This is a genomic window from Epibacterium sp. ABV4_022 (assembly GCF_056159345.1).
The window spans coordinates 3,714,164-3,723,226 of record NZ_JBSWVA010000001.1 but is presented as its reverse complement, the minus strand read 5'-3'; the positions used below and the strand labels follow the sequence as shown (position 1 = coordinate 3,723,226).

Here is a 9,063-nt window from a genome sequence, read left to right as displayed (position 1 = left end):
CGGTTACTTCTTCTTGCCAAAACCGGAGAGACCGCCGGGCAGGTCCATGCCGCCGCCCAAGCCTCCGAGACCGCCGGGCAGTCCGCCCTTGCCGCCCATCGCCTTGGCCGCGGCTTCCAGGGCCTTGGGGTCCATCTGCGACGGATCCATGCCGCCGGGCATACCACCCGGCATGTCCGGCATGCCGCCGCCTTTGCCGAACATGCCTTTCATAGCCTGTTTCAGCATCTTGCCTTTGCCCATCTTGCCCATTTTCTTCATCATGTCCGCCATCTGACGGTGCATCTTCAGAAGCTTGTTGAGGTCAGCGACTTCCATGCCGGAACCGGCCGCAATGCGTTTCTTGCGGCTGGCCTGCAACAGCGCGGGGTTGGCGCGTTCCTTCTTGGTCATGGATTGGATCATGGCGATCTGGCGTTTGACCATCTTGTCGTCAAAGCCCGAATCCTCGACCTGTTTGGCCATTTTGTTCATGCCCGGCATCATCTGCATCATGCCTTGCATGCCGCCCATCTGCTGCATCTGTTCCAGCTGCATGCGCAGGTCGTTCATGTTGAACTGACCCTTCATCATGCGCTTCATCATGCGCTCGGCCTGTTCGGCCTCGATGGTGTCCTGGGCCTTCTCAACAAGGGCGACGATATCGCCCATACCGAGGATGCGGCCTGCGATCCGGTCCGGCTCGAAGGTCTCGATGGCGTCCATCTTTTCGCCAAGGCCGACAAAGCGGATCGGCTTGCCGGTCACCGCGCGCATCGAGAGCGCCGCGCCGCCGCGACCGTCACCGTCCATCCGGGTGAGGACCACGCCGGAGATGCCGATCTTGTTGTCGAACTCCTCGGCCACCTCGACGGCGACCTGACCGGTCAGGCCATCGACGACCAGCAGGGTCTCGCGCGGGGAGACCACGTCGCGGACGTCTTCGACCTCTTTCATCAGGACTTCGTCGATCTGCAAACGACCGGCGGTGTCGAGCATATAGACGTCATAACCACCCAGCGCCGCCTGCTGTTTGGCGCGTTTGGCGATATCAACAGGCGTCTGACCCTTGACGATCGGCAGGGTGTCGACGCCGATCTGGGTGCCGAGCACCGCCAGCTGATCCATCGCCGCCGGGCGATAGACGTCGAGCGACGCAAGCAGGACTTTCTTGCCCTCTTTTTCCTTCAGGCGCTTGGCGAGTTTCCCGGTGGTGGTGGTCTTACCGGAGCCTTGCAGACCAACCATCAGGATCGGTGCGGGGGGGCTGTCGATCTTCAGCGCGCCGGGATCGTCTTCGCCGCGCAGCGTATCGACAAGCGCGTCATGGACGATCTTCACAACCTGCTGGCCCGGTGTCACCGATTTGGTGACGGCCTGACCCGTGGCCTGCTCCTGCACCTTCTTGACGAAATCACGGGCGACGGGCAGCGAAACGTCAGCTTCGAGCAGGGCCACGCGCACTTCGCGCAGAGCGGTTTTTACGTCATCCTCAGAGAGGGCGCCCTGTTTCGTCAGCCGGTCAAAGACACCAGACAGGCGTTCGGATAGATTTTCAAACATGCCTTCGGCCTCCATTGCCGGTTACGATGTGTGCTCCTGATGTAAGGAGCGGTGGAACGAACCTCAATCACCTGCCACCAGATCGCAACCACAGGCACAAACCAACAAGGTTTGCCCCCGCCGTGCAAGAAATGTGGGTGCAAACCAACAAGGTTTGCCCCCACGGGCGCAACGCGCTGGTGGAGGGCGATCCCCGACCCATGCCGAGGACCGGAAGACACGACGACTCCCGGAATTGGCTCTGCCCTACTCTGGGGGCACCTGAGAGTCAAGAAGAAGGGCGCAAGTGCAAATGCGTGGGCGGTGCGGGGCGTCGGCAGTTTTTCACCGGTGCCCGCCATTTCTGGCGGATCGTTACCCAAAGGTGCGTCCGGCATGCAGATTTTCAGATCGTGCCGTTGACCTTGCCCCATTGCATTTGCTCAAAGCCGGGTTCGGCAAGGAGTTGTAAAGAAATTATGACAAAAGTCCTCATTCTTGGCTGTGCGCCCTATGCAATCGAGGCCGCCGGCTGGCCGCTCGGACTGTTTGATCATGTGGTTGCAATCCATGATGCGTGGAGCATCCGTGAGGACTGGACGCATATGATCCATAGAAGGGACTTTTCCGTGGACAGGAGGCCAGTTCTGCTTGAGGGCGACCAGAGGGTTGTCACCGAGGCAGAGTTTTCACCGGTTCAGACCCTTTATGGCGGCGCGCCTTTCACGGGCGGTGGCATGGCGTTCGTGGCGGGATACTGGGTCCTTGCGTCCCTGGCCCCGTCGTGGATCTACTACTTCGGGTGTGATATGGTCGAGCTTGGCGGCGGGCAGCTTTGTGAGGGCCAAGACGGGCCGGGTGAGATGCGCCCTGCGCAGCGGGGCGGCGAGAACCTCACCGCCAAGGCGCGTCGGTTGGAGTATTTTGCGGCTCAGGCAGGGTGCGACATCGGCAATCTCAGCCCGTATCGCAGTGCGCTTCCGTATCAGCGTGTGACGCTTGAGGGGTTGGACCGCCTGCGCCCCGCATCCGTGTCTCCACCGGATGCAGAACCCGCGCGGCAACGCGAGCGGCGTTGGGAGGCGCCCGCGGCTGTCGGCACGGCTGTGCCGGCGCCTGACATGGCCGACATCGATGCTGCTTGGCTCAGATGTTTTGCCCCACGGGTTGCCGCAGTCGCCTGAAGTTCGGTCGCAACCGCGTTGCACAGATACCGGGCAATCTGCCAAAAGGGCGGGTGTATGCCTGTTACGGCCTGAATTCCCTGACCTGAAGGAGCGATTATGGACGCGCCGACCGCCGCACCGGTTTCTATGCCTCTGTCTTCTGATGCTTTGCTGGCCCAGCTTGATGCCTGGGGACTGTCTTATACGCTGCATAAGCACGTGCCATTGCGCACGGTCGAAGAGTCCAAAGCGGTGGAGGACGAATTGCTGGTGCCCGGTGAAACGGCGCTCCGCCTCAAGAACCTCTATCTGCGGGATCGCAAGAAGCGAAATTATCTCGTCTCCTTGCAGCAGGATCGTGAGATCGACCTGAAGGCGCTTGGCGCGCAATTGGGGGTGGGAGGGCTGTCATTTGGGTCCGAAGGGCGCCTGATGGAACATCTTGGCATTCGCCCCGGTGCGGTCACCCCGCTGGCGATGATCAACGGTGCGCCAAAGGGCGTCAGGTTCTTTATGGACGCTGAGGCTCAGACGGCGGATCGCATATATATGCATCCGCTGGTGAATGACCGCACGGTTGCAATGCCGCGCGCGGATTTTATGGCGTTTTGTGAGAAAATTGGCATCACGCCCGAGTGGATCTGAACTGTCTCAGACCTGAGGTTCGAGGTGTTGCGCTCCGCGTTGCGGATCGCCGGGGGGCAGGCCGCGCCTGCGGCGCGGCCTGCCGGGCCCAACGGGACGCGAGCAGCCTGTGGCTGATCGGCGGACGGGCGGGAGCGCCCCTCCTCCACGTTCTTCTTACTTATGCGGCCAGTTCTGCGATGGCGTCCTTGGCCTTTTGTACGGAGCCTTCGGCGTCAATGGCTTGCTGGTCCGCCGCGACGATTTCAATGTCGGTAATTCCGATAAAACCCAGCATGTGCCGCAGGTAGCGGCTGGCGTAGTCGATGTCTGATCCGGCTTCGGTGCCGCCCGATGCAACCGCCAGAATGGCCCGTTTGCCCTTCAGCAGACCTTCGGGCCCAGTCTCGGTGTATTGAAAGGTCACGCCAACGCGGGCGACCAGGTCGATCCAGGCCTTGAGCGTGGTGGGGATGGTGAAATTGTAGATCGGGACACCGATCACCACGGTGTCCGCCTCTTTGAGCTCCTCAATCAAACTGTCCGACAAGGCCAGCGTCGTTTTTTGCTCATCGCTGCGTTGATCGGCAGGGGTGAAGTTTGCGCCAATCCATGCCTCATCCAGCAGCGGCAGTGGCGTCGACAGATCGCGTCGAATAACGGTTTCGGCATTCAGCCGCTCCACCACCTGCGCGGTCAATACGCGGGAGGTGGAGCCGGATTGGCGGGCGGAGCTGTCGATATGGAGTACGGTGTGAGCCATCGTCTTGGTCCTTGTGAGGAGGAAAATTCATCTGAGGCTGAGAATGGATATTTGCACACCCGAACACAATTTGTGATATTGAACAAAGTCTGTGCGCATCCGCGCAAATACTTGCAGATATCTTCGCGACGGGGGATCAGGTGGAGAATTGGGACGAAGTGCGCACCGCGTATCAGGTTGCGCGGCTTGGCACGGTGAGCGGCGCGGCAGAAGTGCTGGGCGTGCATCATGCGACGGTCATCCGGCATATTGATGCAATCGAAGCGCGCCTTGGTGTGAAACTGTTCCAGCGCCATGCGCGGGGGTACACGCCGACTGAGGCCGGGCTGGATCTGTTGCGTGTCGCGCAGGCGACAGACGATCAGTTCAGCCAGTTGGTTGGGCGGCTCAAGGGGCAGGGCGACGAGGTGTCCGGCGAATTGGTGGTGACATCCCTGTCCTCCATGGCGCCTATGCTGGCGCCTGCGCTGACGGAGTTCCAGCAGATGCACCCGGATCTGGTGATCCGCTATCTGACCGGTGATCGGTTGTTCCGGCTGGAATATGGCGAGGCGCATGTGGCCTTGCGCGCAGGGGCGGCACCGGAACAGCCGGACAATGTGGTTCAACCCTTCGTGGGGCAGCGCCTCGCGCTTTATGCCTCGCAAGACTACGTCGCGCGCCACGGCATGCTCAAAGGGCAAGACGATATGGTGAACCACCGGTTCGTTGCCAGTGACAATGAAAACACCCGCGCCCCGTTCGAACGCTGGCTGCGCGCGACCATCCCGGCAGAGAACATCGTGTTTCGCTGTTCGGATGCGGTGGCCGGACATAAGGCCATCCGGGCTGGGGCGGGCATCGGGTTTATCTCCTTGTGGGAGGCGGCAAGCTGTCCGGATCTGGTGATGATGATGGACCCCCGTGACGAATGGTCGGGCAAAATCTGGCTGGTGACCCATGTGGACCTGCATCGCACCAATAAGGTGCAGAGCTTCGTGCGCTTTTTGAAAGAGCACGCAAAAACCTGGCCTCAGTGATGAGCGATCTGGATCTGGCACCCATGCGAGGCGGTCTCAGCGACAGCCACAAGGGGCATCTGGCGATGCTGGCGTTCTCGGCGCTGGTGGCGGGGTCGTTTTCGCTCGGCGCGTTGATCGCGAATGAGGTCACGCCTGCGGCTCTGAACGCCGTGCGCTTTGTGCTGGCGGGGATCTTGATCGGTGCGGCGGCGGCCATCGGGCCGGGCCTGAAGTCGCAACATTTCAGCGCGCCCTGGCGCTATGCGCTACTGGGCGGGGTGTTCGCGACGTATTTCGTGCTGATGTTCTACGGGCTGAAAACCGCAGATCCGGTGAGCGCGGCGGCGGTCTTTACGCTGACGCCCGCGATGAGCGGCGTCTTTGGCTGGTTCTTGCTGCGCCAGATCACAACGCCGCGCATGGCGCTGGCCTTGATGATCGGCGGGGCGGGGGCGCTTTGGGTGATCTTTCGCGCAGATCTTGAGGCTGCGGTCCGCTTTGAGATCGGCCAGGGCGAGGTGATCTATTTCGTCGGCTGTGTAGCCCACGCGCTCTATACGCCGATGGTGCGCAAGTTGAACCGGGGCGAGCCTGCGCTGGTCTTCACCTTTGGGGTGCTGGTCGCCGGGGCGGTGGCGCTGATCGCGCTGGCGTGGCGCGATCTGATCGCCACGGATTGGGCGGGACTGAAGCCCATCGTCTGGATCGGTCTTATTTATGTGTCGGTCTGTGCCTCGGCCTGTACCTTTGTCCTGCTGCAATATGCAACGCTGCGGCTGCCGTCGGCAAAGGTCATGGCCTATACCTATCTTGTGCCCTCGTGGGTGATCCTGTGGGAGATCGCGCTGGGCAAAGGTTGGCCTCCGGCACTGATCTTTGTGGGGATCGCGCTGACGATCGTGGCGCTCTGGCTGCTGTTGAAGGATGAGCACGGTTAAAGACGCCAAGTTGCACTTGGTCCGCTTCGGGCGTGTGCCTCACTCGCCGTCGCGGAGCTCTTCTTCGAGAAACCGTTCAAAGGCATCCAGGTTCACCGGCTCAAACTGACCAAAGCCCTGCATCCAGACCGAGGCCGCGCGCAGAGCATCCGGTTGCAGCTTGCACCATTTCACCCGCCCGCGCTTTTCCTGCTGGATCAGACCGGCACGGGTGAGGATGGTGAGATGTTTCGAAATCGCCGCCAGCGACATCTCAAACGGCTCTGCCACATCGGTGACGGCCATATCGTCTTCGAGCAGCATCGACAGGATCGCCCGACGGGTCGGGTCTGCGAGGGCCGCAAAGACAGTATCAAGAGTATCGCTCATGGGGATATCTCCTAAAGCGCAGGAAGCGGGTCGACAATCCCGAAGCGCATGCGCAAAACGGCGCGGGCGCTATTGAGGGAGGCCACCATGGCATTGCGGTATTGGGCCATCATCGTGATCCTCGGCATTGGCTGGGGGATGTCCTTTATGTTCAACGCGGTGTTGCTGCGCGAGCTGGCACCCTTGTGGATCTCTGTCGGGCGTGTCGGGCTTGGCGCCTTGGGGTGCTGGGTTTTCCTGCTGGCCCGCGGGCGCAACTGGCGCATATCGCCATCGCGCGCGCTGGCGCTGGCGGGGTTTGGAGCCCTGAGTTATGCGATCCCGTTTTCCTGTTATGCGCTCGGGCAGCAGCATATCGCCAGCGGTGTTGCGGGGATCGTCAATGCCTGTACCCCGGCGCTCGCAGTGGTGGTGACCCATTTCTGGCCGGGCGGCGAGCGCGCCAATTGGCGCAAGAGTTTGGGTGTTGCGTCCGGGCTGGCGGGGATCGTTCTGCTGTCTCTGCCGATCCTGCAGGGCGGGGAGAGCTCTGCCATCTGGGCGATCCTCGTCACCTTGGGCGCGCCACTGTGTTATGCCTTTTCGGTCAATGTCGCGCGCCAGTTTCGCGATATGGAACCAGTCGTGCTGGTGGCCTGGGCCTTGACCGGGGCGACGGTGTTTATTCTGCCACTGGCCCTCTGGTCCGATGGGGTGCCGGGCGCGCTGTCCGTACAGGCATGGGGAGCGTTGCTGATCATCGGGTTTGCGCTGACCTCTGCCGCCTTCATCGCCATGTACTGGGTGCTCCCGAAGATTGGCCCGACCAATGTCACCCTTCCGACGCTGATCGCGCCCGCCTCAGCGCTGACCTTGGGGGTCTTGGTTCTGGGAGAGCCGCTCGAGATCAGCCACCTGACGGGGTTGTTTGCCATCCTCTTTGGTCTGTTGCTGATCGACGGCCGGCTGTTCCGTCGACAGGTCGCGGCCGCGTAATTTCAAGATCAACCGTTTGGTTGAATATGAGATCTGGCCCGTTTTGCTGCAGTCCGGCGGGGTAGAGAGGCAGGGTCTGACCTGATCTGTCAAGTTAAGGCATTGATATTAAATGATTTCAGATCGCAGAAGCTGCGCGCAATGCGCAATTGACTCTGAGCGGGGGACCGCTTAGCACACCTTCAGATTTCGCGAGAGGAAGCGTCACCTTGATCGACGACGACCAAAAGCAGCGCATGGCGCAGCTGGAGGAGAAACTGGCAGCCGCCAAGAAGGCGCATGAAGAGCCGGAACCTCGCGCGGATGAACACTATTCCATGGCCAATCAGGCCTGGCGGATGGTGACGGAATTGGTGGCCGGTCTCGTGATCGGCCTCGGCATCGGATACGGGCTGGATGTTCTCTTGGGAACGACCCCCATCTTCATGGTGCTGTTCATATTGCTGGGTCTGGCCGCCGGGGTGAACGTGATGCTCCGCAGCGCACGCGAGATTCAGGACAAACAAATGGCCGAGGCGGAGAAACACGCCGACGCTGACAAAGACGCATGAATGCTGGGCGACGGCCTAAGCGACAGGAGAAGCGGAACGATGGGCAAACTGTTCTTTTACGTAGCTTTGGCTCTGGTGCTCGTATCGGGTCTGGTGTTTGCACCGGAACACGCCGGACTTGCCATTCACCCGATGGACCAGTTCACCGTGAAGCCGCTGTTTGGCGGTGACCACATCGCCTGGTACACGCCCACCAATGTGACGCTCTGGATGCTGTTTGCCGTGGTGGCGATCATCGGGCTGCTGGTTCTGGGCTCTTCGAACCGCGGCATCGTGCCCTCGCGCGCTCAGTCTGTTGCAGAGCTTGCCTATGGGTTCATCTACAAGATGGTCGAAGACGTCACCGGCAAGGACGCGGTGAAGTTCTTCCCCTACATCATGACGCTCTTCATGTTCATCGTGACCGCCAACTTCCTTGGCCTGATCCCGATGTCCTTCACCACCACTTCGCATTTTGCCGTGACCGCGATCCTGGCGATGCTGGTCTTCGTGACCGTGACCATCACCGGCTTCGTGCTGCATGGTGCGAAATTCCTCGGCCTGTTCTGGGTCAGCTCCGCACCGCTGGCGCTGCGTCCGATCCTGGCCATCATCGAACTGATTTCCTACTTCGTGCGCCCCGTCAGCCACTGCATCCGTCTTGCAGGTAACGTGATGGCCGGCCACGCGGTTCTGAAGGTGTTCGCAGGTTTTGCTGGCGCGCTGGGCGCCGGTGCCTTCCTGCCGATCTTTGCCATCACCGCGGTCTACGCACTCGAAGTTCTCGTGGCCTTCATTCAGGCTTACGTGTTCACCATTCTGACCTGCGTCTATCTGAAAGACGCGCTGCATCCGTCCCACTAAGGGCAGGCTGCTGGTCTGAAATACTACCTCAACTTCCAATCGTAAGGAGATATCAAATGGAAGGCGATCTCGCATACATCGGCGCTGGCCTGGCTGGCATGGGTACTGGTATTGCTGCTCTGGGTGTTGGCAACGTTGCTGCTAACTTCCTGGCGGGCGCTCTGCGCAACCCCTCCGCGGCTGCTTCCCAGACCGCAACCCTCTTCATCGGCATCGCATTTGCAGAAGCTCTGGGCATCTTCTCGTTCCTGGTTGCTCTGCTCCTGATGTTCGCCGTCTAAGACTCCGGAACACTTTTTCCTTACGGCCGGG

At 60.9% G+C, this 9,063-nt stretch carries 11 protein-coding genes; 8 read left to right on the top strand and 3 right to left on the bottom strand.

The genetic code is table 11. The features are described 5' to 3' along the window. Positions 1–3 precede the first annotated feature (3 nt). Positions 4–1,542 (bottom strand): signal recognition particle protein, encoded by a 1,539-nt coding sequence (ffh, locus tag ACXAF5_RS17555; RefSeq protein WP_474947566.1) that lies wholly within the window; start codon positions 1,540–1,542, stop codon positions 4–6. A 458-nt stretch (positions 1,543–2,000) separates the two neighbouring features. On the opposite strand from ffh, the gene ACXAF5_RS17550 reads away from it, so the two are divergent. After that, positions 2,001–2,705, top strand: a complete 705-nt coding sequence (locus ACXAF5_RS17550; RefSeq protein WP_474947565.1) for a hypothetical protein — start codon at positions 2,001–2,003, stop codon at positions 2,703–2,705. Positions 2,706–2,804: 99 nt separating this feature from the next. Then, a complete protein-coding gene (locus tag ACXAF5_RS17545; RefSeq protein ID WP_474947564.1) occupies positions 2,805–3,332 on the top strand; it encodes a prolyl-tRNA synthetase associated domain-containing protein in 528 nt (175 codons plus the stop codon). A 160-nt stretch (positions 3,333–3,492) separates the two neighbouring features. On the opposite strand, the gene ACXAF5_RS17540 is transcribed toward ACXAF5_RS17545, so the two are convergent. Further along, complete coding sequence (locus tag ACXAF5_RS17540) at positions 3,493–4,074, bottom strand: FMN-dependent NADH-azoreductase (RefSeq protein ID WP_474947563.1); 582 nt, start codon at positions 4,072–4,074, stop codon at positions 3,493–3,495. A 140-nt stretch (positions 4,075–4,214) separates the two neighbouring features. Between ACXAF5_RS17540 and ACXAF5_RS17535 the strand changes: the two genes are divergently transcribed. Both ACXAF5_RS17535 and ACXAF5_RS17530 read left to right on the top strand, forming a co-directional pair. Further along, positions 4,215–5,093, top strand: coding sequence for a LysR family transcriptional regulator (locus ACXAF5_RS17535; protein WP_283966641.1), 879 nt, complete (start codon positions 4,215–4,217; stop codon positions 5,091–5,093). After that, positions 5,093–6,013: a DMT family transporter gene (locus ACXAF5_RS17530; protein WP_474947562.1), complete on the top strand. Its 921-nt coding sequence runs from the start codon at positions 5,093–5,095 to the stop codon at positions 6,011–6,013. Before ACXAF5_RS17535 ends, ACXAF5_RS17530 begins: the two co-directional genes overlap by 1 nt. 39 nt (positions 6,014–6,052) lie before the next feature. On the opposite strand, the gene ACXAF5_RS17525 is transcribed toward ACXAF5_RS17530, so the two are convergent. Beyond that, positions 6,053–6,382, bottom strand: coding sequence for an ArsR/SmtB family transcription factor (locus ACXAF5_RS17525; protein ID WP_005636424.1), 330 nt, complete (start codon positions 6,380–6,382; stop codon positions 6,053–6,055). An 87-nt stretch (positions 6,383–6,469) separates the two neighbouring features. On the opposite strand from ACXAF5_RS17525, the gene ACXAF5_RS17520 reads away from it, so the two are divergent. The 4 genes from ACXAF5_RS17520 to ACXAF5_RS17505 all read left to right on the top strand — a co-directional run bounded on the left by ACXAF5_RS17520 (position 6,470) and on the right by ACXAF5_RS17505 (position 9,032). Then, on the top strand, positions 6,470–7,357 hold the full coding sequence (locus ACXAF5_RS17520) for a DMT family transporter (protein WP_474947561.1): 888 nt from the start codon (positions 6,470–6,472) through the stop codon (positions 7,355–7,357). A 209-nt stretch (positions 7,358–7,566) separates the two neighbouring features. Continuing rightward, positions 7,567–7,908 carry an AtpZ/AtpI family protein gene (locus tag ACXAF5_RS17515; protein WP_239322583.1) on the top strand — a complete coding sequence of 114 codons (342 nt, stop codon included), beginning with the start codon at positions 7,567–7,569 and terminating at the stop codon, positions 7,906–7,908. Positions 7,909–7,947: 39 nt separating this feature from the next. Continuing rightward, positions 7,948–8,751 carry a F0F1 ATP synthase subunit A gene (locus ACXAF5_RS17510; protein WP_239322584.1) on the top strand — a complete coding sequence of 268 codons (804 nt, stop codon included), beginning with the start codon at positions 7,948–7,950 and terminating at the stop codon, positions 8,749–8,751. Between the two features lie 56 nt (positions 8,752–8,807). Then, on the top strand, positions 8,808–9,032 hold the full coding sequence (locus ACXAF5_RS17505) for a F0F1 ATP synthase subunit C (RefSeq protein WP_005636439.1): 225 nt from the start codon (positions 8,808–8,810) through the stop codon (positions 9,030–9,032). Positions 9,033–9,063 lie beyond the last annotated feature (31 nt).

Coding starts and splice junctions, on each gene's coding strand:
- ffh (WP_474947566.1), bottom strand. CDS start 1,542: ATGTTTGAAAATCTATCCGAACGCCTGTCTGGTGTCTTTGACCGGCTG.
- ACXAF5_RS17550 (WP_474947565.1), top strand. CDS start 2,001: ATGACAAAAGTCCTCATTCTTGGCTGTGCGCCCTATGCAATCGAGGCC.
- ACXAF5_RS17545 (WP_474947564.1), top strand. CDS start 2,805: ATGGACGCGCCGACCGCCGCACCGGTTTCTATGCCTCTGTCTTCTGAT.
- ACXAF5_RS17540 (WP_474947563.1), bottom strand. CDS start 4,074: ATGGCTCACACCGTACTCCATATCGACAGCTCCGCCCGCCAATCCGGC.
- ACXAF5_RS17530 (WP_474947562.1), top strand. CDS start 5,093: ATGAGCGATCTGGATCTGGCACCCATGCGAGGCGGTCTCAGCGACAGC.
- ACXAF5_RS17525 (WP_005636424.1), bottom strand. CDS start 6,382: ATGAGCGATACTCTTGATACTGTCTTTGCGGCCCTCGCAGACCCGACC.
- ACXAF5_RS17520 (WP_474947561.1), top strand. CDS start 6,470: ATGGCATTGCGGTATTGGGCCATCATCGTGATCCTCGGCATTGGCTGG.
- ACXAF5_RS17510 (WP_239322584.1), top strand. CDS start 7,948: ATGGGCAAACTGTTCTTTTACGTAGCTTTGGCTCTGGTGCTCGTATCG.
- ACXAF5_RS17505 (WP_005636439.1), top strand. CDS start 8,808: ATGGAAGGCGATCTCGCATACATCGGCGCTGGCCTGGCTGGCATGGGT.